Source organism: Brevibacterium sp. FME37 (assembly GCF_014897485.1).
Classification (GTDB): Bacteria; Actinomycetota; Actinomycetes; order Actinomycetales; family Brevibacteriaceae; genus Brevibacterium.
The window spans coordinates 1-24,851 of record NZ_JABUYE010000002.1; the positions used below are offsets into that span (position 1 = coordinate 1).

Genomic DNA, 24,851 nt, shown 5'->3' on the forward strand with positions numbered 1-24,851 from the left:
TCACTCGGGCTTTGGCCCGTCACGGCATCATCGGGTCGATGGGACGAGTCGGCGCAGCGGGCGATAACGCGGCTATGGAATCGTTCTTCGCCCTGTTGCAGAAGAACGTTCTCGACCGTCGCCGGTGGGTCACTCGCGACCAGTTGAGAATCGCGATCGTGACCTGGATCGAGCGGACATATCACCGACGTCGCCGACAAGCCCGGTTGGGTCGATTGACGCCAGTAGAGCACGAAGCAATCATAGAGCCAGCTGCCCTCGCAGCATGACACTCACGCTGTCACCGATCCTTGCATCAGTCCCTACCGCTCGTGAACTCACTGGTGGGAACTGCCAAGTTCCCCATTGCAGCAATTGCTTTCTGAGCGCCTCAAGTCAACAGAGGCAGCGTAAGGACAAGCTATTGCTGCGACGGGGCAGGAAGTTACTACCTCGGCATCACGCGCAAACGCCAGGAACGACAAGTTGAGCGTTGAGATTCGCTCGGCGATCGTCGAAGAGCTGGAGCCCGGCTCGACGAACCATAAGGGGGCACGCGACAATCTCTTGACGCACTACCTGTAGCCCAAGAATAGGCCCAGAACACAGCGTCGTTCCTATCCTACGAGGATGAGAGCCAGCTTGGCGCTCAAACGGGCGTTGCGTGCACTGAAGATGAGAAGATAGAGCTGGGCTCGCCCCTCAACTCCGAGTCACGCTTCTTGCGATAGTGCCTGTGAGATAACGTTTGCTACCTGGTCAATGGCGCTATTCGATATATCGCTGTGTAGGACAAGCCTCAGCTCCTGTCCCGAAGGTCCACCGAGCAGAACCCCCTGTTTGGCGGCCCGAGCTCGAACCCGAAAAGCTGGATCAGAACCGTCTAAGAACCGCGCACGTACGATGTTGGTCTTGATCTCGTCATCGACCTCTACTTCTGGAATATTCCGTAACAATTCTGCCAGCCGCATAGCCCGTGCCTGATCGGCTTCGAGCCGATCGCGATAGCCGCGCAATGCTGTCAGCCCAGCTGCTGCGACAACGCCAACCTGCCTTAGTTGCCCGCCGAGAAGCTGACGTATTCTTCGTGCCTCGGCGATCCATTCGGTGGAACCGGCGAGAATAGAGCCCATTGGTGCACCAAGACCCTTGGACAGGCACACCATGACGCTGTCACCAACGGAAGCCAACTGACTCAGCGGCACACGAAGTGCGACTGACGCATTGAAAAGGCGGGCCCCGTCGAGATGGATACTGGGAAGACGCGCTTGCTGCGTACGCAGTGTTTCGACCCTGTCAGCGTGCCAGGCGACGCCTCCAGCTGCATTGTGCGTATTTTCCAGACAGAGAACCTGAGCTCCGTCGAGGCCCCCTGGCGCAACTTCGGGAAATCCGCAAGAATCCGCGATTTGGCGCGCGCGAAGGCCGAATACTTCTGGATCAAAGGCCCCTCGTTCGAAACGAAGGATATGCGAATTGGTGCCCACAGCGACAGTAGCATCTCGCTTGCACCACGTCCGGAGCGCGATCATATTAGCCAGCACACCAGTTGTAACGAATATTGCAGCTGGCTTGTCCAGCTCGAGCGCGACAGCTTCCTCAAGCCGACGAACTGTGAGATCTCCGTATTGGCCATCGGGCAGCATCCGGCCGTCATCGCCGACCTCGGCTGCGGCCATGGCTGCCCGCATCTCACTAGTCGGCTTGGTGACAGTATCACTGCGCAGGTCGATCCACTCAACCATCGCTATTCCCCCTTACTGGCGTGATGCAGTCGTCGGATGATTGGCATGCAGGCTCTTCCGACTTAGCTACGAAGAACCGTTCGTTGAGGAACCCTGTGACTGCCCTATACCATTCTCGAGTACCGTGAATCGTCGAGATGCGGTGTCCTTCCGTTGGCAAGTAAAGGAAACGGTGCGGCGATTGGCCTTGATCGTCTTCAGAGAGATTCGATGAAGAGAGAAGCTCCGACCACTGTAAGAAGGCCTGTTCGCGTGGCACGCAAGTGTCCCGACCGCCCTGGCTGATGAGCATCGGTATGTCTATTTCGTGTACCCACCAACGCGGCGAGTGAGGTCGTCTCATCGCTGCTGGCATTCGCCTTCGGAAGCGGGCAGGGTCATCGGTTGTGGGGTGAAAGAGCTCGAGGTCCCATATTCCGGCGTGACTGATCGCGGCTTGGAATTCCTTGGTGCGAGCAGCCGCCCATGTCGCCAGGTAGCCACCAAAGGACGTTCCAATGACCGCCTTTCTCGTTACGTCAATATCGGAGCGTTGACCAACTTCGCTAGTGACGTCCAGGAGGTCATTTAGCGGAGTACCTCCCCAATCTCCCCAACCCCGATCTATGAAGTCTTGGCCATATCCGGTAGACATCGCAATGTCCGGCATGAGTACGGCCATGCCCTGAGCGACTAGTGGCCATGGAGACCGGGCCCAGCGCCAACCGGCCCACGACACCGCTGGTCCGCCATGGACCCATACAACGAGTGGAACTGGTGTCTCGCTCCCGGCTGTATGGGGCAAAGTGAGCCAACATTTAATCGGGATCCCGTCGCGATTCAATATTGTGATTGCGTGCTGCTTGCCTTCGAACTGAGGCTGATCTTCAGGTATCCCCAGTGTTGTTGCTATGCGATTCCGAACCCGTGTGAGATGACCCGAGTTTCGCATTGTTGCGTGGACTGAATAGATGTCGAATGTTCGCGGGTGGATCAATGAGGTGCCGTAGGCACCTTCGTCATCCGCAAGTTTCTCAACGCAGTCACGATCGACAGAGGCTTTGAAAAGAGAGGTATTCCCGTCGTCGTCGGCTCTAACTAGAATCGATTTCTCCTTGGGATACCAGGCAAGTGGGGTTGGCCATCGGTCCCAGCCTGATACTAGAGAACTGCGGGAAAATGCAACCAAGTCGACTACCGTGAGCGATCGACGTTCGCTCCGCTCGTTGAGATGCATCTCTTGCACCGCCGCATACTTCCCGTCCATTGAGATCGGACCAGCAAGGAGCCGGCTGTCTGCCTCCTCGTGCACCACTTCGACTGTGCCATTGATGAGGTCGGCAAGTACTAAATCGATCCTGATCTCGCCCCTTGAATGGCGAACGCGGTTGGCCAATACTCTGAGCCCGTCCGGGTGCGGGAAGACCTGATGTTCTATAGACAGTTGGGCGAGGTCCTGGTGGTGGCGACGTAGCTTTCGTGTCACAGTATCGAGTGTGAAGATTTCGAGTATCTCGACTGCGCCAGTGTCATTCGTTCTCACGGGGTAATGCTGGCGCAATCGATGCTGCAAATAGTCGGACGTTCGTCGGTCAACTCGATCTGGTGCGATGCATTGAATGAGAACAGTCCCCGTGTGTTCATTCGAGTCCATCGAGAATACGCGCTCTACGCGCGCAATCTCTCGTCCTTCCCCATTCTCTTCGATTTCAACGACGATGTTGCCGGACTGCCCCGCGAGTTGTTCGCTGAGATAGATTTTTTCAGCTCCAGCGGCACACACAGAGGTTACGCGTTGCTGTCTGCTCGCGAGCAAAATCGGCACCTGTTTCTCTTGATCGATCTGATAGAGCGCCGATGAAACTTGACCAGAGACTTCGACGGTGTCGACCACGGCAAGTATTCGGGTTCCATCTTTGTTCATGGCAACATGAGTGAGTCGGGACGAATTGAGGAAGTCGTCGATTGCTTGAGTAGATTTGGTCATAGTGCATTACCTGTTCGATCAGATTGAAAATTGGTGTTTAGGCCCGCCGGCTGTCACCGATTGGTTCGACATCACTCTGCGGTGAACGATCTGCAGCTCCCTCTACTAGTGATGTAATAGCTGAAATTCGGGTCGCAAGCACCCCGAGTACGACTACCGTGACAACCGTCGCAGCAGTGAGAATGTAGTAGAACACAGAATCGTTGACTCCGGCCAGCAGGCGAATGATTACTGCGGCTAGACCTTGAGCGAGCGCGTTGTTAAGTAGCCATACGGCCATGCCCTGGCCTTTGAACGCCCGGGGCATCAGCAGTGTCGTGGCCGCAGCTCCGACTGGTGAGATGAAGACGATGCCAGTCGTCTGGACTACGAACACCAATGCGAGGTACCACCATGGGGCAAGCGACTCGCCACCAGTCCATGTCGCAAAGCCCACGCCCATGAGGAGCGCAGAAATCCCGAGTAGAACCGTGCCAAAAATGAACTTGTGGATCACTCCTGGAAATTTCCCGGCTCGTCGAGTGAACCAATAGGCAAGGATCGGAGCAGCAATCAGACAAACCCACGGATTAATAGATTGGTACCACTCAGGAGGAATGCCGAAGCTCCCTAAGTTTAGTTGAGTGTTCGACAGTGCGAAGGAAGCCATCTTCACTGCTGCTTGTTCTTCGATCATCCACACAACCATTGCCGCCAGCCACAAGGGCAGATACGCGCGTAGATTGCTGCGTTCATCCGCGTTCACCTTTTTGCTACGGAACATTGTGACAAAGTACGCAACGGCTACAACTGCGGCCACCGTTGCTACTGTGCCTACGATCGCATCGGTGATGTTCGGCAGAAGAGCGATGAATCCGAGAAAGAGGGCCGCCACGGCGACCGCTGAGCCTAGGGTGTAAGAGAACAGTCGGCGTTGTCCACTATTGCTTAGCGGTTGAGATGCTGCCATCACCGATTCGGGCATCCTGGACCGGCCAACGATAAAGATGACCAGCGATAGAGCCATGCCGATTGCCGCCGCTGAGAATCCCGCGTGATAGCCACCCGCTGCTCTCATGCCACCGATTACAAACGGTGCAAGGAAGGCTCCGATGTTGACTGAGAAGTACATGAGTTGAAAACCGCCGTGTCGACGTGGATCGCCCTCTGCATAGACCTCTCCGAACATGGCTTGAAGATTGGGTTTGAGCAGACCGGTTCCGAGCGCGATGCAGCAAATTCCCACCCAAGACATCGGCGATGTCGGCAAGGTAAGTGCGAGATGACCGAACATGATCACAACCCCGCCGTATAGTGTCGCCTTCCACAGCCCAACCACACGATCAGCGAGGATTCCGCCGACAATGGCCAACAGATATGCGCTTGCTCCATAGGCGGCAACCAACGCCTGGCCAATTGGCTCAGAAATGCCGAGGCCGCCGTTGATTCCTTCGTCAATAACGAAGTAGAGAAGGATGGCACGCATTCCGTAATAGGAGAAGCGTTCACACATCTCCATTGAAAACAGCCACCCTAGCCCTGAAGGATGACCGAAGAACCCTCGAGGGGACTTCCCGATCTGATAACTCGACATGGCGTCATTGCCTTTCTCTGACGTGGACTCCGGCCACATGCTCAGTGCAGCACGGGTATGTATCTGTGCTTACATCAAGATAGACGATCAACTGAAAAAACATGCGAGAATTCGGGCCTGCCACCGGCTCAAGTTTCTATACAGGTGTTTAATTCTTCTAATACCCACCGGCCAGAACCCTGCTATTTTGGACAGCATGCTGAACATGGATTGGTTACACTGCCTGATTGAACTCGACCGCACGGGGAGCGTTAGTGGTGCCGCCAGAGCTCTCCATGTGACACCGTCAGCCGTGTCTCAGCGGCTCAAAGCGCTGAGTAAGGCACTTGGTATCGAAGTTGTGACATCGTCTACCTCCGGCAGCTCGTGTACAGAAGCTGGTCGCGTTCTTGTCCAACATGGCCTGCAAGCGTTGTCGCATCTCACGGCCGCGGAAGAGGCAGCCCGCGCCCTTGCTTCCACACAGCAACATGAGATCGCGGTAGCCTGCTTTCCGAGCGGCGTTGGATCGCTACTGCCTCGAATCATGAAGCGGATCAGCAATGAAGATGAACAGTTGCGAGTACGTTTTGACGTAATGACGAGCCATGAGATTGTAAAAGCCTTGCAAGACGGGTCCGTCGACATCGGCCTTCTTGCTCGCTATCCCTTTGATGACCCCGCCGGACAAGGGCTTCACGAGGTCCAACTTGGTCGAGATGAGCTTCAGGTCCTGCTCCCGCGAGAACACAGTCTCGCGTTGACAGATACGGTCGATCTGAGTGATCTCGAGGGGGTGCCGGTTATAGTCGAAGGTAAGAATAGCCAGTCGTGCAGGTCTTTCCTTCAGACTTGTGACACTGAGAGCGTCAACCCAAAAGTGGTAGCGTACAGCCCTGACGCTGGCGTTGCCATCGAAATGGTGGCGCAAGGAACTGGCATCGCAATAGTTCCTGGCCTTGCTATAAGCTGGACGTCCCCAAATATGGTCCTGCGCCGCCTCCGTCCTGAGGTTTCACGATCAATAGTTGTGTCGTGCCGAACGGAGGCTGCCGAAAGACCGCAAACTCTGGCGTTCACCGTTGCGGCGCACACGTCCTGGCGCGCGTACGAACTTATTTCTCGAATGAACAGACATAGTCTGCCTTATCGCTGACTGCAAACTACGCATTTCCGTAACGTTGTCGAGGAAATTATGACGATCATCGAGATCTAGGCGTCACACACCAACATTCTATAAATGACTTCGTGCACAAGCGCTCGTCGGCTTCGGGGATTCTCCGATAGGCAGCCAACCGAGCGCACCCGCTGCGATATTCCTTGTCGTTCTGCGCTGATCCGTCGCTAGGCACCATCTATTAAAACCCCTGCGCATTCAAATGCCGCAGCAGTCGTGCCACACTCGCTCTTATGTGTGGCAGATACACGGTAGACGTGTCCTCAGCAGAGCTCGGCCGGATGCTCGAAGCCGATGTGGCCGCTGAGTGGACTCCCTCATGGAAAATCAAGCCCACACAGCGCGTCCCTGCCTTCTTCAAGACCATCACCGACGATGGCGAGATCACGGGAAAAGGCGAGATCGCCCGGTGGTCGCTTCTGCCGCCGTGGGCCGAGTCCCCAAAGTTGAAGTTCCCCACCTTCAACGCCCGCAGTGAAGGGCTGGCGTCGAAGAACACATGGCGGGGACCGATCAAGCATTCCCGCGCAATACTTCCGGCGACTGGTTACTACGAATGGAAGACTGAGGGGAAGACGAAGACCCCGAACTATATTCACTTGCCCGATGGTCCGCTGCTCTTCGCCGGACTCTATTCATGGTGGCGGCCGAAGGGCTCAGATGACGCTTGGACTCTGACGACGACAATCGTCACCCGCCCCTCCACCGGTGACGTCGCCGAGCTCCACGATCGGGCGCCGGTCATCCTTCCACCCGACTTCGTCGACGAATGGGTTGATGCAGGAACAGAAGGCGACCAGACTCTCGTCGACGCCGCAGTCGCGGCCTCCACCCCACAGCTTGAACAGCTGGAATTCCACGAGGTCGCCAAACTCACCGGTGACGGACCCGAGTTGGTGAAGCCCTCAAGTTGAGATCGCGTTAAGTGCAGCGCCTTTCAAGCTTCCTCACCCTTCCATGCCGCGCGGATGTGCTGCCACAGTGAGCGATGCTTTGGCTCCTTGATCTCCTCCTCATCAACGACAACAGTTGGTACGGTGTCGACGAACTCCGGGTAGACCCGCGCATACGCCTCATTGATGCGCTGGCGCTTGGCATTAGGTTCCAGAGCCCATGTATATGGGAGGTCAATTTTCAGCCGCGGTGAGAACATGTGGCTGTACTTCGGCGGCTCTTCGTCGATCCACCCTAGCTTGGCAATCGCCTCCGCATGGCGACGCTCCTCGTCCGAATCAAGATTGATCACGACCTCATCTCCTGCCGCCAATGGTGAGTACTCAAACTCAACTCGAGCCGGAAACCGGCTCAGCCGCAGAGCTTTGACCGTGTGCACTCGATGGCGAGAATTCCCGGTCTCATAGATCGGGCCTTCTGGACCGTGATGGCGAAACAGGCGCAGTCGACCCATATGCGAGAACCAATCATCGAAATCCGGATCACTAGAGTCGACGAGGCCCTGGACGATCTGACGGTATGAGTCGCCGCGGTTATTCACTCCACCCCATTTGACTGCTTCACCCCCATCGACAATCGAGTCCACGTGAATATCTGTGGATTCATTCACCGTGCGCTGGTTGCCGTAGTTGCCTGTCATCAGCACAACGGGCGGGTTGGCGTTCATCTGAGCCCACCGTGAGTCCAACCATTCTTGGGCCGTGCCGAAGGCGACCACTTCACTCTTCACTTGCGCCAGCTCTTCGATCACTTCAGTCATGATTGGTTCGCCTCCTCTGCTTCGACAGCCTGCGATTTGCAAGCTCTCAAAACCAGTCTGGCATCTGGCAGGGGCAACCTTCGTGTCATCGCGGCGCAGCGACTTTTCAAGACGCCAACGACCGACAGTTGCGGCGGTTACGCTCTCGCGCGTACTAAGCGTCTCGATGAGACAGTATGATCTCCCTCGCGAAGGCCCGAACATCGTCAAAACTGGCGTCTGGTCCAAGCGGACGCAGATCAGCCTTGTTGACACCCTGGGCCCGGAGGATCTTGCTCGGCTGCACGTAGCCATCGGCATCGTAGAGTGCAGTTCCGTCTGTCCACGCCATGTATTTGCGATCGGTCTTGCGTGATGGAGTTTTCGAGGTGATCTCGCTGGCAACCTCGACGATGCGGGCGCGCCGGCATCTCAAAGAGACCCCAGCTGGGTAGTCGTCGTCGTGAGAGGTCGCCCCTTCTGGCCGGACTCGGTACACGGCGGCTGTGCCGAGACCTTGAGCCGAGCGGACCGCAGTGTCATGTGCCAGGTCGTAGTCTGTCGTGATGTACGCGAAGTTGGGGTCGTAGTCGTAATGGTCACCGATTTTCGCCCATTCAGCTTCGACGATCTGGCTCATCGGTATGATGTCATCTCCGACGCGCAGTCCGGTGATGCCGCCATGCCAATAGCTCGTGACAGTATCCGCCATTGCCCTGATCTTCCGAGCACGTGCGCCTTTGCCCATGTTCCCACCTATCCTGAGCTGTGCCTTCTGCAATTTACGCGATAAGGAGTCATCCTGGCCTGCCGGACAGCATGGATACCAGTCTATTGGGTCAGCGCCCGTGAGCGCCGGTAGAACGTGGCCCTCGACATCCCGAGATCGCGTGCGACCGCGGCTGCCGGTTCACCGCTTTCGACCAAGCGAACAGCGTTGCGGATCTGGCTGTCAGTAATTCGGCGAGGCCGGCCTCCAAGGTCGAGGCCTGCTTCTCTTCGTTTCTTGACTGAGTCGGTGACGCGTTCACGTTTGATCTCAAGCTCCATCTGCGCCAAGGCTGCCATGATCGTGAACAGCATCGACCCCATGGGCGATGATGTGTCGACGTCTCCCCCGCCGAGGTTGAGGACTCGCAATCCGGCACCACGAGTCCTGAGGTCTTCGGCAAAGGCGAGCATGTTCTGTGTGGACCTGCCGAGGCGATCGAGCGTCGTAATCACGAGAGTATCGCCTTCGATGAGCGCCTCCAGCGCAAGATCGAACTGTGGCCGTGAGGCCCGTGAACCGGAGACGCCGTGATCAACATAGAGGTCGTCATGGCGAACGCCAGCCTTGAGGAGATCCGCCTGTTGTCTGTCAGTGTCTTGGGCTCGTGTCGATACTCGTGCGTATCCGATCAGCTTCGCCATGGGCCGCTCCTGTGTGTCTCGTAACCAACTACGTGCACGCCTTGTGCAGCATCAGGTTACAAGACATAGTTCTAAGAATCTGAGGGTTCGGACGTAGCCCCGGAAATCCGCGATTGCCACCTCAATCGACAACAGCGAATTTTCAGACCGGTGAGACGCCTCAATTCCCACGGGATATGAGGCGCTTGAAAGGTTGGCGCCCCCGACCGGATCCCTCCGTCGGGCGGGTATTGCCATCCTGCCGGTTCGACCGAACAATGGAAGCATGAACTTCGACGACGACAGCGGCCCGATTACTCCTGCCCAAGAGACGTGGCTGAGGGAATTCAACGAAGCGTTCTCCTCGCTTCCGTCGTCGGCAGACCTTGATCTTGCCGAGGGCGGCATCGACGTCGAACCTTTGCCAATTGACCAGCTGCGCCGCGAGTCTGCGTACTCTCATATGCTCGCGGGCATCGATGTCATGGACTACGAGGTACAGAAAGCGAAAGCTATTCGGGACCTCCAGCAGTGCAGCGTCAGGGACCAGAGACGATCCACTTTCGCAGATCTTCGGGCTGTCGTCGCCCTTTCGCCAGTGTTGACGACAGTGCTGACTGAAGACGCTGCCGATGACCTTCTCGACCGACTGGCCCCTCTTGTCCGGCCCGCGTCGAGTCAGCTCGCCCAAGCCCGGATGATGGTCAAGGTCGCCGCCCGCAGAGCCATTTCCACTGACGACGGGATCGGATCATTCGGACATCGAGGGCGCGGGGAACTCGACCACACAGTCATCGGTGACGACTGTGGAAACAACGTCACGCCCTTGCGTCGGAAATAGTGATTCAGGAGCCTCGCGGAGCCAACCACTCGGACTGCGCCCCCTCAAACGCCACAAATCATTCGTGAGAGAGGAAGGGACTACACACCCGACCCTTTTCCAACATCGCCCTCCATTTGTGGGTAATGGTCCGGTCAGCTGACCGGATATCGCTGCTGAGACTCGAAGCGCAAGGACGCCCTCGCAATGGCATACCTCTTAGAAGTTCCACCGTCCTGCCGCCGGGGTTGGGCCGATCCAGCATCGTCAGGCATTCTCACAGCAGTATCACGATTCCAACGTATGAATCAGCTCAAACGCTGGTCAGGGCAGGCCGAAGGTCAAGTAGCGTTCACAAGTTGAACGAAACGGTCGACATAACCCCTGATAAACGTCTCTGTCCTGTCTTGGGCGATGGTGCCAGTCTCATCCAGAAGCGTTGGTGACTGACCGAGAAACACCTCGGGTTGACCGGGAGTGGGCATATCGAAATAGGACAGAGCCAAGCGAAGGTTCTTCTGCGAGCTGTAGCCTCCCATCCGCCCGACGGAGTGACTGATGATCCCTGCGGGCAGATTCTTCCATACGACGTCGCTGTTAGGTTTGGACCCAATGTCGATGGCGTTCTTCAGGCAGGCAGGAATCGTGCGGTTGTTCTCGGCGGTGACGAAGAGGACACCGTCGGAGGCTTTGATGGTCTCGCGAAACTGCGTGTACTCACCCGGAGTCGGTTTGTCTACAACGTCGGGATCGTCGTAGTCGAAGTCATAGAGTGGTAGATCGCGGATTTCGACGATGTTCGCGTTATACCCTTCGGGGAAGTAGTCGATCACGTTGTGAGCTATTTTCCGTGCAAAGGAGGCGCGCCTGAGGCTGCCAATGAGCACTGAGATGTTCTTCGTCATAGAGTGGATTCCTTCGATAGTTGGGTGCGAATGTCTTGACACGGTCGTCTAGAAGTCCCAATCGTCATCACTTGTGTTTTCGCCTTTGCCGATGACGTAGGAAGATCCCGAGCCGGAGAAGAAGTCATGGTTCTCGTCCGAGCCGGGTGCTAAAGCAGCAAGAATCTCTGGATTGACTTCGGTCTCCTCCGCCGAGAATCGGGCGGGATAGCCGAGGTTCATGAGCGCTTTGTTCGCGTTATAGCGCACGAAGACGGCAACGTCGTCCATGAGACCAAGTGGTTGGTACAACTCACCGGAATACGCCAGTTCCAGTTCGTAGAGTTCCTCGAGAAGTTCGAAGGTGAAGTCGCGCATGTGTTCCTGCTCTGACGTCGAACGAGTCTCTAGCCCGCGTTGATACTTGTACCCGGAGTAGTAACCGTGAACGGCTTTGTCTCGCAGAATCAGCCGAATCATGTCAGCCGTATTGGTCAGAGTTGCATGCACGGAGAAATGAAGCGGCAGATAGAACCCGGCGTAGAGCAACAGTGAAGACAGCAAGGTCGAGGACACCTTGCGTTTGAGCGGGTCGGGCCCGTAATAATGTGCCAACACTTTTTTGCACCGTTGCTGGAGAAATTCATTGTCGACTGCCCAGCGATATGCGTCGTCGATCTCGGCAGTGCTCGTCAAGGTGGAGAACACCGACGAATACGAGCGAGCATGAACGGACTGCATGAACGCAATGTTTGTATACACGGCTTCTTCGTGCTCGGTACGAGCGTCTTGGATCTGGCAGATCTCGCCGACAGTGGCCTGCACCGTGTCGAGCATTGTCAGCCCAGTGAATACCCGCATGGTCAGGGTGCGTTCCTCCTCAGTGAGCCTCTGCCAGGCCTGCAGGTCGTTGGACAACGGCACCTTCTCCGGCAGCCAGAAGTTAGCAGTGAGACGGTTCCATACTTCGAGATCCTTGTCATCACCAATACGATTCCAATTGATCGGTCGCAGCGGTGTAGTCGGATCATGGCGGTACGCTGGCGGAGTCGCGGACATCTCCGTGAGCGGAAGGTTGACATCAATCTGGGTCATTACAAATCCTTTGCAGGGAATAGGTGGGAGGTTAGAGGGCGCAGGAGACACAGTTTTCAATCTCGGTGCCTTCAAGCGCGGGCTGGCGCAGGCGGATGTAGTATAGGGTCTTGATCCCGGCTCGCCAGGCATAGATCTGTGCCTTGTTGATATCGCGAGTCGTGGCGGTGTCATGGAAGAACAGCGTCAGAGACAGACCTTGATCAACATGACGAGTGGCCGCTGCATAAGTATCGATGATCTTCTCGTAACCGACTTCGTAGGCGTCTTCAAAAAACTCACGATTGTCATCACTCATGTGCGGAGCTGGGTAATAAACACGGCCGAGTTTGCCTTCTTTGCGGATCTCGACCTTCGCCGCGATTGGGTGAATGGACGCGGTGGCATTGTTAACATAGGAGATAGACCCAGTCGGCGGAACTGCCTGCAAGTATGCGTTGTAAATCCCATACCTTCTGACAGAATCGCGAAGTAGCATCCAATCATCCCTAGTCGGAATGGCTATGCTGGCCTCGGCGAACAAGTCACGAACGCGCTGAGTGGCAGGCTGCCAGTTGCCCTCGGTGTACTTATCGAAGTAGGAGCCATCAGCATACGTCGAGTTCTCGAACCCAGTGAAGGCCTGGCCTCGTTCGATCGCGAGTCTGTTTGAGGTGCGAAGTGCGTGGTAGCTGACGGTGAGGAAATAGATGTCTGTGAAGTCGATCCCTTCTTCGGAGCCATAGTGGATGCGCTGGGAGGCGAGGTAGCCGTGCAGGTTCATCTGGCCTAGTCCGATCGCGTGGGAGGCGTCGTTGCCGGCAACGACTGAGGGAACAGCGACGATCTCGGTTTGGTCTGACACGCTGGTCAACGCTCGTACTGCGGCTTCAACAGTGGCGCCAAAGTCCGGTGATGCCATCGCCTGTGCGATGTTGATCGATCCGAGATTGCACGAGATGTCCCTTCCAACTTCCTGGTATGCAATAGCAGGGTCGTAGGTTGACGGCGTATTGACCTGGAGGATCTCGCTGCACAAGTTGGACATGTTGATCCATCCCTCGTTCGGGTTCGCACGGTTGACCGTGTCTTCGAACAGAACGTAGGGATAGCCTGATTCAAATTGCAGCTCGGCGAGAGTCTTGAAGAATTCTCGAGCGTTGATCGTTCTCTTCTGAATCCTTGGGTTGGCGACGAGATCGTCGTAGAGATCACCGACCGAAAGATCGGACAGCGATTTGCCATATTCTCGGCTGACGTCGTATGGGCTAAATAGGTGCATTTCCCTGTTTTCCTTCGCTAGTTGGAAGGTGATGTCGGGAATGACGACCCCGAGCGAGAGGGTCTTAATGCGAATCTTTTCGTCGGCATTCTCGCGTTTCGTGTCGAGGAATCCCAAAATGTCGGGGTGGTGGGCGTGGAGGTAGACCGCGCCTGCGCCTTGACGGGCACCGAGCTGGTTGGCGTAGGAGAATGAGTCTTCGAGGATCTTCATCACAGGCACGACTCCGGAGGCCTGGTTCTCGATTTGCTTGATCGGTGAGCCAGTCTCCCGCAAGTTAGTCAGCAACAAGGCGACGCCGCCGCCGCGTTTGGATAGTTGCAACGCGGAGTTGACGTTTCGACCTATGGACTCCAGGTTGTCCTCGACGCGAAGCAAGAAGCAGGAGACGAGTTCACCGCGCTGTGCTTTTCCTGCGTTGAGGAATGTTGGTGTGGCTGGTTGGAACCGGCCGGAAAGCATTTCCTCGACCAGCCAGTCGACCAAAGTCTCATCACCGCGTCCGAGGTAAAGAGCAGTTGCGACAACGCGATCGTCAAAACCTTCCAGATACGTCGTACCGTCAAAGGTCTTCAGTGCGTATGAGGTGAAGAATTTGAAGGCTCCGAGGAATGTGGCGAAGCGATGCCCCGTGGCCTTGGCCTTTTCGTACAGGGTGTCTAGGAAATCGGGTCTATAAACGTCAAGAAAGTCCTTTTCGTAGTAGTCATTGGCCACGAGCCAAGACAAACGCTGCTGCACTGAATCAAAAGCCCGCGTATTCGGGGCGACGTGTTGCTGAATGTACGCGACAACAGCTTCCTGATCCTTGTCGAATTGGATCGACCCGTCCGGGGCAAAGAGGTTGAGCTGTGCGTTGAGCGCATGATAGTCCTTCCTCGAGCCGATGCCGGTCTCTGCAGGGACGCCTGCAACGGTTGCTGTCATTCCATTTTCCTCTCATCGTTGACCTGATCCCAGAACCGGGTCAGACCGGTGTTGACGTTGTCGACGTCGTATTGGGTCCCAAGTAGCTCGAACCGGTAGAGCTCGGGCACCTTGCATTTGCGCGAGATCACCGGCCCGGCCAGGCAGTAATGTTCACCGAAGTTCGTGTTGCCCGCTGTGATCACCCCTTGGAGCAAGTCCCGGTTGGTGGGGTCATTGAGGAATGTGATCACTTGTTTGGGCACCGCGCCGGCATGCTCACCTCCGCCATAGGTCGGCACGACCAGCACGAACGGCCGGCATACACGGATCATGCCTTCCTTCCTGGGCCGCAGAGGGATCCTTATCGCAGGCCGGTTAAGCCGCTGGACGAAACGATGCGTATTCTCTGACACGCTCGAGAAGTACACGAGATCCACTGACTGCTCAGGACTGAGCACCGTTAGCCGAGGCGTAGCCTCATCTGAGCCCGGTACATCTAGCATGAGAGCTCCTCCCCTAAGCGATCCGCGGACCTCTGGCCACGGGCTCCATTTGGCCTTGATACGGCAGCACGAATCATTTGTACCACCGACCCCGTACTGTTGTCTACGTGGTAACGTATCTTCAACTACGTACAGACGTACTCTACCGTGGCGATGTTTAGGAGCTTGTTCATGCAAGAGCGCAGCGAGGGCACCTGGCTGGAGGCGATCGCACTATTTGAAACCGTGCGAAAGGGTCATCAAGCAGCCTCAGCTCAACTTTTGTCGACTGCAACGGAGCCAGACATCGTGATGCTCCATCTACTGCGCATGCTTGGGGTCTATTTGCGCGGTGAGGACAAGGACAAGCTTGAGAGATTCGTTGCAGCCGCCCGCCGTGCAGGCCCACCCCCGCTTCCCGGCCCGGGGGCTCGGGGGCCTCTTCCCGATTGATGGCGGGCGATGCATAAAGCATAGCTACGCCGCGCGCGAGCTTTCCACGCTCGGAAGTCTCAGATGATAGTCACTTGTGCTGGAATGCTGAGCCTCTCAGTTGGCGCCCTCAGCCAAATAGAGACTAACAACAGACACGTACAGTGCGTCGGATGCACTTCTACCTAGCACCACGGCCGGACCGGTACCTCCGACTCGGACGTTCAATGCATCGGAGAACGGAGCACCATTGTCGACTTCGAGTCTGACACCGACTCCGATTCCGTTCTCCGCAAAGAACTTCAGCAGTGCAGGATCCGAATCCGAGGTTCGTTCGACCACGACAATTTTGCCCGCACCTACCTCGGTGAGCTTCTTGGCGTCTGGGATCTCAATAGATCCATCAGCAGCAGGAATTGGATCGCCATGGGGATCGCGAGTGGGGAATTCGAGTAGGGCATCGATCCTGTCGATCATGAAGTCGGAGACAGCGTGTTCGAGAATTTCTGCCTCATTGTGAATCTGGTCCCACGAATAGCGGAGAACATCAACCAGGAATGATTCGATCAAACGATGACGGCGCACCATTTCCAGTGCATAGGACCGCCCGATTTCAGTCAGCTCGACAGCTCCATAAGGAGTATGGGCCAACAGTCCTTGCGCGGTCAGTCTCCGCACTGCGTCGGAGGTAGACGACAGCTTCAAACCCGTTCGTTCCGCAATCAGCGAAGCTGTGACGGGGTTGGACGACCACTCGGTCAGCCCCCAGACCGCCTTGAGATAGTTCTGGGCACTTGTTGACAACTCAGAAACAGACACGTTGATAGAATACATGCCAACTCTCAACAACGCCGGGACGCCACTGCGAAATACGCTGCGCCGTACTCCATCCTTGCCGCTACTTCAGATCGCGGTCGATTTGAGCGGTGCATCTGTTCGTCGGGCTACCGGCCCTCGCTAGCCGCGAGGTCGACCCCCAGCAGGAGCCACGCTTTGGATCTGATTCTCTCAACCACGATACGCGAGCATACCCGGAGCAGTCCTCCGCTCTTCCTCTGCTCGGAGCGTCGAGCCACTGTAACAACCCACGTCAGTAATGAGTATGACGGGACTATCACTTGCAGACATCGGCTTGACGCCCTCGGTGGCGGTCAAGGAATCAACGACCGACGACCAGACCGGCCAGCCGAAGAAGACGGCCAAGAAGCCGCTGATCGGGCCAATGCCCATTGAGCCCGGCTCGGTCTTCGCCCACGCCCTCTACAACGTCTGGAAGGGCACCAGGACCACCATCATCAAGTCACCTCCCGGTGCTGGCAAGTCCACCCTTGTCGCCCGACTGGCCTACTACCTCCATTCGGAGCTGCCGACACTGCCAGTGACAGTGGTGACACCCACCAATGGCTCCGGCCAGGCACTCATCACCCGCATTGCCGAGGCATTCGGTTCCGATTCCGTCGTGGCCGCGTCGTCGAAGATCATGCCCGAAGCCTGGGCTGAGCGCGTCGGGTTCGGCAGCGCATTGGGCACCGGTGCTATTGCCGTTCAGACCATCGCCTCTGCTGGCATGAGTCGGAAGAACACTGAGAAGGGCGACGGTGGCCTCTACATCGTCGACGAGGCCTACCAGTCCTCGTTCTCAGACACCATTGCCGCAATCGACAAGGCTGATCAGGTGCTCTTCGTGGGAGATCCCGGCCAGATCGGTCCAGTCGTGACTGTCGACACCACAGTCTTCGACCGTGCTCACACTCCCCCGCACATTCCGGCACCGATCGCGTTTGAGCGTGATCCCGAAGCTGTTGTCCTGTCGCTGGACCACACCTACCGTCTTGGCCAGACCACAACTGACATCATTCAGCACTTCTACGACTTCCCATTCGACTCCAAGCGCTCAGAGAAGTACGTCGAAGGTCATGCCGAGGTCGAGACCTCCGTTGTCGCCACAGCCCCAGTCGCCCACGATCCAGACCTCCTCGATGAGGTCTGTGACAAGGTCGTCGAGCTGTTGGGCAAGAAGTACGTTCAAGTCGACGACGAAGGCAACGCCGAGGACATGTATCTCGCTGCTCGCCACATGGCCGTTGTGGTCGCTCATAATGCCCAGCGGTCCTATATTGAATCGCGGCTGGCAGGATTGCTCGACCCTTATGACAGTGCCATGATCACTGTCGGTACGGCTGACAGTCTCCAAGGTGGCCAATGGCCAGCTGTGGTCGCCCTTGATCCGTTCGCCGGGGTCAAGGCCGTCACCGATCACCATTCGTCGCCGGGTCGCCTGTGCGTGATGCTTTCGCGTCACACCGCGCACCTGTCGTTCATCACATGTGAGGATTGGAAGCTGTCGATCGCATCGGCCGATGTCTCCAGCTCGGAGCGCAAGGCCCATCGGAAAGTGCGACGGATGCTCATCAACGCCTGAGGGCTATTGAGCAATAGAAAAGGCCGACCAGCGATTGCGCCGGTCGGCCTTTTCGTTGTCGCCATCCTGAGCTGGTGCAGTGAGCATCTCCATGCATTCGAATGATTGGGGTCAACTAGTTCGTTATCGGACCGATGAGATCGTTGACGTGCCAATATTTGATTGCCTGGCGCTCACTGCTCACCACACCGTCTCAGGCTGGTTGTCTTTCATTCTTCAACATCAGCGTCCATCGCCCAAATCTCGTCGTCGCCTGCCTTGGGAACGGTCCACACATCGTCATCGACGGCACCGTCTACGGCGTTGACTGGCGCTGCTTTGATCGCCTCGCTCTCTTCAATGTTGGCCGAGGCCGGCGCCTGTCCTTTCGGCACGAGAGTGGCCTTCTTCGACTTGTGGATCGTCTTCTCGCCGCAATCCATACTCATGCGGCATCTGGAGCCGTAGTCGTTGGCCGAATAGCAGTGTTCGCCACACGTCGAGCAGTAGATGAGGTGGACGAGCGGTGCGGCCGTCAGTGGAGCCAGCATCGCCGAGTGCTTTGTCATGGCTTCCATCTGCCAGTCGGTGAGCAGCGTTTTGCGAATCCCCTGAACTGCGTTGTTATCCCCGCGATCAAGCGCCCGATTGAGGTCAGGCAATGACTTTGCCTTTGTTCGTGACAATAGAGTCAGCACGACCCCGGCAATGCGGATGACCTCCGGGCCCTCGTCTGCCGTGGCGATGTACTGAGCCGATTTCAAGAAGTCCATACCTTGTCCTATGCCTTAACTAGCCATCGCAGTCGCGCGTTCGGCCCGCCATTGGGCGAGCTTGCCCTTCTTCTCCCCGATGATCGCCTGGTCAACGACATCGACGATGATGTCCGTCAGCGACATGGCCGCACCTTTAGTCCCAGTGGTGACCATGTTGTCGCCTCCGACGACTACGTCTTCAAGTATTGACCCCTTGGTCTCCAGGGAGGCGTGGAGCCGCTCGTCAAGTGTGTCGACAGCTGCATAGGCGGTGACGATGACGGGCCGGGTCTGACCGATCCTTGCCGCGCGATCTTCGGCCTGCGAGATCTGGGGCGGGCGCCAGTCAGTTTCAGCGAAAATCATGTCTGATGACCGAGTGAGCGTGATGGCGGTGTTGGCAGCGGTGATCGAGGCGATGAGCACCCCAACTCCCCCGGCTTGGAAGGAGTCAATGATGCCGTCGCGTTCTTCAGGTCCAGTCTTTCCACTGATGAGGCGGACGTCTGGAACCTTCTCGGCAGCCAGCTTATCCATCATGGCCTCGGCGACATCTTTGTGATGAACCCAGGTGATGAGGGGCCGGTCGTAAGTGTCATCGTCGGCTTCGGTGGTTGATTCCAGATGTTCGGTAATGGCCTCGGAGACGATGTCGACCTTGGCCATTCCTGCCGCCCGGCGCAACGGCGATGAAAGGCTGATGAGGTCCGGAAGTTCGGCCATCAGGGCTTCGACGCTGGGCCACCGACCCTTGGTTTCATGGAATTCGGCAGCGACCTCGCCGATCTTCATCAGCAACTCACGGTGGGCCTGTCGGTAGTCACGCATGGGGACATCGATCCACTCGACGCGGCGGGTCTTCTTCGGTAGGAACGGCAGCACATCACCTTTGGTACGCCGCACCCACACGTGTGCATCAAGGATCCGGCCAAGTTTCGGCAGTTTCTTCTTCACCGGCATGAACGCATTGAACCGGTTGCGGGAGCAGTACTCGTTGAGGAAGGCGTCTTTTCCGCCGAAGACCGGAGAGAGGTGGCCGGTGATCTCAAGTTGATTGGCCAACTGGTCTGGTGACCCATCGAGCGGGGTGCCGGAGAGGCCAATCGTGAGATTCTGGGTGGCATAGGAGAGTCTGCGCACCGCCGTCGACTTCCCAGCCTCCCACGTTTTCTGCCTGTGGATCTCATCGACGATGAGCACTTCAGGGGACCACTTCTGCAAGTCAGAGAGCACCTGTGGGCGTGAGCGAAGCATGTCGTCGGAGACGATGACGATTCCAGCCTCGGGGAAGTCTTTGACTTTGCGGCTGGAGACAATCTTGTTGATCGGCAAGGCCTCGAACTCACCGTCGTCACCGTGAATCGGGAAGTGGGCTGCGCTAAATCCCCCGTCGTCCTTGGGCTGACCAGACTCCGTCACGGTGACGTCCCTGCCGATAGCACCGGCACAAGCGTGGGCCAGGCCGGAGAAAGTAGTCTCGCGTTCCCAGTTGGTCAGGGATACAGGAGGGCCGACAACAACAACTCGAGACGGCTTGACGATGGCGGCTGCGGCCAAAGCAGAGCGGGTGTTGTGAACCCACATGCCTTCGGCGACGTAGGAGCGTGTGCTTGGAATCGTCAGGTCATAGATGAAGCCGCGGAAGTCTTGAGTCTCGTGCACGGATGTCACGCCAACGCTTGTGGTGTTCGAGCTCTCATCCTGGCCCAAGTGATTCGGCACGCAGATCTCATCCGTCCCGGCGACGATTGCCGAAGCCATCTTCCAGCCGCTTGGAGTGAGGAACTTGTGCCTGGGCGAGCAAGTCAGGCGTGTGCCATTGTCAGCATCGATCGTGAACATGCGGCCCCGATAGGATTGACGGTAGAGATGGCTGGCCGAGGCCCAACGAGATTGACCGGTTGAGGCGTCAATGCTCAGCACCGTGATCTCGTTGTCCGAAAGGTCGATGAGTTCGCCGTTGTCGCCGTCCGGGTCGACATATGACCGACGTTGTCGGGCAGCCCACAATCGTTGAATCTCGTGCCCACCGTTGATGGTTTCGACTCTCGACTGCCCGACAACGCACTTCCCGAGGCCGGGTTCGTCCGCGATATAGCCTTGTCCAGATGCGGCCGCCAGGGCGCCAAGGCGCTGGTAGGCGAAGAGATCAAGTCCGAACCAATCAGGCACGTCACCGACGTGGCCGATGAGCTCGTTCATGTGTTCGCCGGCTTCAGCGGAGTCTTTGGCTGAAGCCAAGACAGTCACCGACTCAGCAACTGCCTCATCGACTCTCACACGGCCTTTGGCGTCACGGGCAGCTTCGATGGTCTCGTCGTCGAAGTCGATACCTTCGATGGGTTGACCTGCGCGAAGGATGTCGGCCACAGGGATCGTGAAACGCTGCCTCTCCCGGTCCCAGGATGCCGAGAGTCCAAGTAGGGCCAGGGTGGGTTCGTACCCGAGCAGTCGTGGTCGGATGAAGACTTCACGCTTGTTCTTGGCTAGTTTGCTCACCGGTTCGACTAGATCATCGAGGTCGATGATGTCTGCGAACTCGTCATCGCCGAGGTCAATGGTGAACCCGGCGCGAGTGAAGCGTTTCTGTGGGTTGATCCCGGTGCCGGTGATGATCCATTCGCCGTCGTCGGGAGACCATCGGCGTGATGGCATCGACTTGATGAAATCGATGAGGGAATGGCCGGGCTTCTGAGCGTGCTCGGCCTCGCGGTCGAATGCAGCGTGAAGCTCGGGCTGTCGCAGAGTGCCCTCGATTCTCAGTCGCGCCTTCATGACCGACCCCGCTGGGAAGACTGTCCGGCCAACCACGACACAGCTTCATCGGTGGATGAGAGTTTCGTGCCGAAGGGCTTGATGATCTGCTTGTAGTAGCGATAGGACGGGTTGCGCTTGTTCGTCAGGTCCGATTTCGGAGAGATTCGCGGATCGAGGAGGGCAACCATGCCAGTGTCGGTGATTGAACGGATGAGCCTGCCAGCTGCTTGTTCGAGGAGGACGGCGGCATCGGAGCCGTAGACGTCGTCTTGTTCGAGAAAGCCGGAGACCCCGTCGGAGGAGATGAGGTCGGCTCTGGCATTGTCGACTGCGTTCATGGGTGCTCTGGGAATACGGTCGATGATGACCAGACTCAGTGCATCACCGGGGACGTCGAGGCCGGTCATCATGCCGCGAGTGGCAACGAGGACTGATGATTCGTTCGAGGTGAAGTTGTGCCTGAGCACGCTGGCCCCGGCTGAGGACCACTGATCGTAGACCGGAACGTCGAGGGCCGATCGCAGCGCGTGCGCATACGCTTTGCCGCCCTGGGCCGACGTCGCCAAGACGAGGGCAGATCCACCATTGGCGCGGATGAGTTCGGTCATCGTCTCGATCGACCAGGCCCGGTGCTTGGCGTAGTCGAGCTTCTTGCGCCTGCCGAATCCGCGGCAGAGCTTATCGGGGTCGACTCCCCCGTCGTCGTTGGAGACTCGTGGAGAGAAGAATGCGGAAGCAGCGTAGGCGTCGTCGAAGACAGATGCGTAGTCGATGACGTCGGTATCGAGGCCGATATCTCTGGGAAAAGTGCCCGGCAACGTGGCCGAAACGCAGGTGACCGACAGCGGGTAGGAATTGCCCTGCCGCCAGAAGGGCACGTCGCGAGCCTCCTGGTCTTCATCGTCTTCAATGTCACCGCGCTGGGCATCTTCTGCCGCTTGCGCCGCCAGTTCTGAGGGGTCGGCGGGCTCATAACCAGTGAAGACTCGTTCGCCGAGGATCTTGGCCACACCGACTGCTGAGGTGTTGAGACTCAGGCCTGAGTCGTCTTTGGCGATCCACCGTGCACGGCCAGGGCGGTGTTCAGTTGCTTGGATGAGCACGCTGCGCAGTTCGGCCAATTGGCGGATTGCAGAGGCCAGGCGATCGGAGCGACGCAGTTGGACGGGGTGAATCGCTCCGGGGATAATAGAGGCAGGGAGATTGGAAGAAGGAGATTCTCTCGTGCCAGTGAAATACACCGACGAACTCAAGGCTCGCGCCGTCGAACTCGTCATCCATGCTCAAGCTGACCCCGAGACAGCGAACGGGGCAATCACCCGCGTCGCGAACGAGCTCGGGCTCAGCAAGGAAACCCTGCGAGTCTGGGTGCGCAAGCACAAGGACTCCGGGAAGGCTACGCCGACGGAGTCTGTCGACCTAGAGGCTGAGAACCGCCGGCTACGTGCCGAGCTGACTGAAGCCAGACGGGCGAACGAGATCCTGAAGAAGGCCTCGGCTTTCTTCGCGGCGGAGCTCGACCGCCCATCAAAGTAATCGTTGCCTTCATCGACGAGAACAAACACGAGTTTGGAGTCGAGCCAATCGTGCGCGCCCTGAAAGGGACTGCTGCACGGATTGCTGTGAGCTCGTATTACGCGTACAAGTTGCGTGAACCCTCAGCCCGGGCCCTGCGGGACCGGGAACTGTTGGTCGTCATCAAAGACGTCTATGAGGCGAACTACTCGTGTTACGGGGTGCGCAAGATGTGGAAGGCGGTCAACCGTGAGTACGGTGACCGGTTCGGCAACATCGCCCGGTGCACCATCGAGCGGTTGATGCGCCAGCTGGGCATTGATGGGATCCGTCGGAGGCGGAAGCGTCCGAAGACGGCCTCGGCCAGGGCCGAGGAATGCCCGGACGATCTCGTTGAACGCGAGTTCGAAGCGGACGGGCCGAACTGTCTCTGGGTCGCTGACATTACATATGTTCCGACGCGGTCTGGGTGGGTGTATACGACGTTCATTCTGGATGTATTCCATCGTGAGATCGTGGGTTGGCAGGTGACGAACCATATGCGCGAGTCCTTGGCCAGGGATGCGTTGACGATGGCTTTGGCTGCGAAGTTCCGTGCTGGCGAAGATGTATCGGGGCTTGTCCACCACTCGGATCGTGGCGTTCAATTCCGATCGATTCGCTATGGCGAGACCCTTGCCGAATCGGAGGTCGTGGCTTCGGTGGGGTCCCATGGGGACTCGTATGACAATGCCATGGCTGAGGCACTGAATTCGGTCTATAAGGCTGAATTGATTGATCGTCGTGAGTGGTCAGGGTTGATTGAGGTCATGGCCGAGACGTCGAAGTGGGTGTCTTGGTACAACCAGGACCGGCTGCATTCAGCCATTGCTTATCGGCCGCCGGTCGAAGTTCATTCTGAATGGAACAACCAGAGTGATACCGAGTCGGTGGCTGCTTAGATAACCAGGAAAATAGCCCTCTATGAAACCCGGGGCTTGACAGTCACCGATCTTGGCGATGTCGGTCAGCCCGATGACACCACTGATCCGATCCCGACCCTCGATGTCGGTGAGACCCACGAAATCGAAGCCGACGGCGAAGTCTTCGACCGCATCGAAGTAGTCAATCCCGGCGATGGGGGCTACCTCGTCACCGGGACAGTGCGGGACAACTTCTTCACCATGGACTTGGGCCCGAAATTCAATGACTCCGATGTCGACGAGAAGGAGGAATACCTCAACCACCGTTCCGAGGTTATCGATAGCTTCTTCGTCGAACGCTTCGGAGACAGTGACGGCTTCGGTGGAATCGATCACGGCATCCACGGACCGTCCTGGGATGCTGCCGAATTCGAGTTCTCCCAACCCATCGCCGAACAAGCGACGGAAGGTCAGGCTGCCGAAGCGTTATGGGAGAACACGTCGGCAGTGGCTATGCACAACGAGATGGATCCAGGCACCTACGGTTCAGAGGATGCCACCTCGGTATTGCGCGAACGCCTTGCCGAGTTCGATCGCACTCGTCTGCCCGCCCGCGAGGTCTCCGATGAAGAGAAATCTCAAGTCATCGACGGCTACATGGACGCTGCACTGGCTGAATCACGGGATGCCTACATCGGTGAGCATCCTGAGTTCACCCCAGATGAGGTTGATCAAGCCTGGGGTCAGTTCACCGTCGAGAATGTGCCAGCATCAATCAAGGATGAGTACGGCCAGACTCTGGGCCCGTGGCTGGAGACCAATTCCGGCGATGTTGACCATTTCACAACCGAGCATCATGAGGAGCCGGGGCTTAACGATGTCGGCCGACGGCTCTACGGCAGCTCGACGCCGGGAAGCCCATATGTTCCCAATGATTCGAGCGCGAAGTTCGACGACTCTGACTCCAATCTCGAAGCCCAAGTGGTCGGTCGCAGGCTGCTCCTCTCGGCTTACGACCCTGAGTCTCGTCGCCTCCAGGGCTTCTTCCGCAAGCGTTTCAAACCCACCTTCTTCGGGGAGATGCGATGGGAATGAGTGCCGCCCACGAGCCAAGCAGAGACACCACATCAGTGA

Annotated in this window: 22 protein-coding genes and 1 other annotated feature; of the genes, 8 read left to right on the plus strand and 14 right to left on the minus strand. The window is 57.4% G+C overall.

Annotation, left to right across the window (positions count from 1 at the left end):
* Positions 1-269 (plus strand): integrase core domain-containing protein (locus tag INT29_RS02125; RefSeq protein WP_193070605.1); only part of this gene is annotated, 269 nt, incomplete at its 5' end.
* A 423-nt stretch (positions 270-692) separates the two neighbouring features.
* Here the strand turns inward: INT29_RS02125 and INT29_RS02130 are convergent.
* From INT29_RS02130 to INT29_RS02140, 3 genes are read right to left on the minus strand one after another with little or no spacing between them, the layout of a single operon-like run.
* On the minus strand, positions 693-1,724 hold the full coding sequence (locus INT29_RS02130; RefSeq protein ID WP_193070606.1) for a threonine aldolase family protein: 1,032 nt from the start codon (positions 1,722-1,724) through the stop codon (positions 693-695).
* Entirely contained in the window at positions 1,717-3,690 is a 1,974-nt protein-coding gene (locus INT29_RS02135; protein ID WP_193070607.1) for an alpha/beta hydrolase family protein, read from the minus strand. The genes INT29_RS02130 and INT29_RS02135 overlap by 8 nt, the downstream gene beginning before the upstream one ends.
* Before the next feature lie 37 nt (positions 3,691-3,727).
* Positions 3,728-5,263, minus strand: a complete 1,536-nt coding sequence (locus INT29_RS02140) for a peptide MFS transporter (RefSeq protein ID WP_193070608.1) — start codon at positions 5,261-5,263, stop codon at positions 3,728-3,730.
* 37 nt (positions 5,264-5,300) lie between these two features.
* On the opposite strand from INT29_RS02140, the gene INT29_RS02145 reads away from it, so the two are divergent.
* Both INT29_RS02145 and INT29_RS02150 read left to right on the plus strand, forming a co-directional pair.
* Complete coding sequence (locus tag INT29_RS02145) at positions 5,301-6,398, plus strand: LysR substrate-binding domain-containing protein (RefSeq protein ID WP_193070609.1); 1,098 nt, start codon at positions 5,301-5,303, stop codon at positions 6,396-6,398.
* 254 nt (positions 6,399-6,652) lie between these two features.
* Positions 6,653-7,333, plus strand: a complete 681-nt coding sequence (locus INT29_RS02150) for an SOS response-associated peptidase (RefSeq protein WP_226831721.1) — start codon at positions 6,653-6,655, stop codon at positions 7,331-7,333.
* Between the two features lie 23 nt (positions 7,334-7,356).
* Here INT29_RS02150 and INT29_RS02155 read toward each other — a convergent pair whose 3' ends face one another.
* From INT29_RS02155 to INT29_RS02165, 3 genes are all read right to left on the minus strand, one after another.
* On the minus strand, positions 7,357-8,133 hold the full coding sequence (locus INT29_RS02155; RefSeq protein ID WP_193070611.1) for a hypothetical protein: 777 nt from the start codon (positions 8,131-8,133) through the stop codon (positions 7,357-7,359).
* A 154-nt stretch (positions 8,134-8,287) separates the two neighbouring features.
* Positions 8,288-8,824 carry a hypothetical protein gene (locus tag INT29_RS02160; RefSeq protein ID WP_193070612.1) on the minus strand — a complete coding sequence of 179 codons (537 nt, stop codon included), beginning with the start codon at positions 8,822-8,824 and terminating at the stop codon, positions 8,288-8,290.
* Positions 8,825-8,943: 119 nt separating this feature from the next.
* Positions 8,944-9,525, minus strand: coding sequence for a recombinase family protein (locus INT29_RS02165; protein ID WP_193070613.1), 582 nt, complete (start codon positions 9,523-9,525; stop codon positions 8,944-8,946).
* A 265-nt stretch (positions 9,526-9,790) separates the two neighbouring features.
* On the opposite strand from INT29_RS02165, the gene INT29_RS02170 reads away from it, so the two are divergent.
* Entirely contained in the window at positions 9,791-10,345 is a 555-nt protein-coding gene (locus tag INT29_RS02170; RefSeq protein ID WP_193070614.1) for a hypothetical protein, read from the plus strand.
* A gap of 320 nt (positions 10,346-10,665) precedes the next feature.
* On the opposite strand, the gene INT29_RS02175 is transcribed toward INT29_RS02170, so the two are convergent.
* The 5 genes from INT29_RS02175 to INT29_RS02195 form a co-directional block, all read right to left on the minus strand.
* Positions 10,666-11,229, minus strand: a complete 564-nt coding sequence (locus INT29_RS02175) for an NADPH-dependent FMN reductase (protein ID WP_193070615.1) — start codon at positions 11,227-11,229, stop codon at positions 10,666-10,668.
* Positions 11,230-11,277: 48 nt separating this feature from the next.
* Positions 11,278-12,267 (minus strand): class 1b ribonucleoside-diphosphate reductase subunit beta, encoded by a 990-nt coding sequence (nrdF, locus tag INT29_RS02180; RefSeq protein WP_226831707.1) that lies wholly within the window; start codon positions 12,265-12,267, stop codon positions 11,278-11,280.
* A gap of 67 nt (positions 12,268-12,334) precedes the next feature.
* Positions 12,335-14,491: a class 1b ribonucleoside-diphosphate reductase subunit alpha gene (gene nrdE / locus INT29_RS02185; RefSeq protein ID WP_193070617.1), complete on the minus strand. Its 2,157-nt coding sequence runs from the start codon at positions 14,489-14,491 to the stop codon at positions 12,335-12,337.
* On the minus strand, positions 14,488-14,976 hold the full coding sequence (gene nrdI / locus INT29_RS02190; RefSeq protein ID WP_193070618.1) for a class Ib ribonucleoside-diphosphate reductase assembly flavoprotein NrdI: 489 nt from the start codon (positions 14,974-14,976) through the stop codon (positions 14,488-14,490). Before nrdI ends, nrdE begins: the two co-directional genes overlap by 4 nt.
* 528 nt (positions 14,977-15,504) lie before the next feature.
* Entirely contained in the window at positions 15,505-16,206 is a 702-nt protein-coding gene (locus INT29_RS02195; protein ID WP_193070619.1) for a metal-dependent transcriptional regulator, read from the minus strand.
* A 283-nt stretch (positions 16,207-16,489) separates the two neighbouring features.
* On the opposite strand from INT29_RS02195, the gene INT29_RS02200 reads away from it, so the two are divergent.
* Positions 16,490-17,809 (plus strand): AAA family ATPase, encoded by a 1,320-nt coding sequence (locus tag INT29_RS02200; RefSeq protein WP_193070620.1) that lies wholly within the window; start codon positions 16,490-16,492, stop codon positions 17,807-17,809.
* Positions 17,810-18,018: 209 nt separating this feature from the next.
* Here the strand turns inward: INT29_RS02200 and INT29_RS02205 are convergent, their stop codons facing one another.
* From INT29_RS02205 to INT29_RS02215, 3 genes are read right to left on the minus strand one after another with little or no spacing between them, the layout of a single operon-like run.
* Entirely contained in the window at positions 18,019-18,561 is a 543-nt protein-coding gene (locus INT29_RS02205) for a hypothetical protein (RefSeq protein WP_193070621.1), read from the minus strand.
* Between the two features lie 15 nt (positions 18,562-18,576).
* Entirely contained in the window at positions 18,577-21,318 is a 2,742-nt protein-coding gene (locus INT29_RS02210) for a helicase-related protein (protein ID WP_193070622.1), read from the minus strand.
* Positions 21,315-22,421: a helicase C-terminal domain-containing protein gene (locus INT29_RS02215; protein ID WP_193070623.1), complete on the minus strand. Its 1,107-nt coding sequence runs from the start codon at positions 22,419-22,421 to the stop codon at positions 21,315-21,317. Before INT29_RS02215 ends, INT29_RS02210 begins: the two co-directional genes overlap by 4 nt.
* A gap of 103 nt (positions 22,422-22,524) precedes the next feature.
* Here INT29_RS02215 and INT29_RS02220 point away from each other — a divergent pair, with 103 nt between their 5' ends.
* From INT29_RS02220 to INT29_RS02230, 3 genes are all read left to right on the plus strand, one after another.
* The gene (locus tag INT29_RS02220; RefSeq protein WP_125240281.1) at positions 22,525-22,836 is read left to right on the plus strand and encodes a transposase; all 312 of its coding nucleotides are present in this window, start codon (positions 22,525-22,527) and stop codon (positions 22,834-22,836) included.
* Positions 22,797-22,913, plus strand: a sequence feature (AL1L pseudoknot). Its footprint overlaps the gene before it by 40 nt.
* A complete protein-coding gene (locus INT29_RS02225) occupies positions 22,848-23,756 on the plus strand; it encodes an IS3 family transposase (protein WP_319020831.1) in 909 nt (302 codons plus the stop codon). Its footprint overlaps the feature before it by 66 nt.
* 36 nt (positions 23,757-23,792) lie before the next feature.
* On the plus strand, positions 23,793-24,812 hold the full coding sequence (locus INT29_RS02230; RefSeq protein WP_193070624.1) for a hypothetical protein: 1,020 nt from the start codon (positions 23,793-23,795) through the stop codon (positions 24,810-24,812).
* The last annotated feature ends 39 nt before the right edge of the window (positions 24,813-24,851 follow it).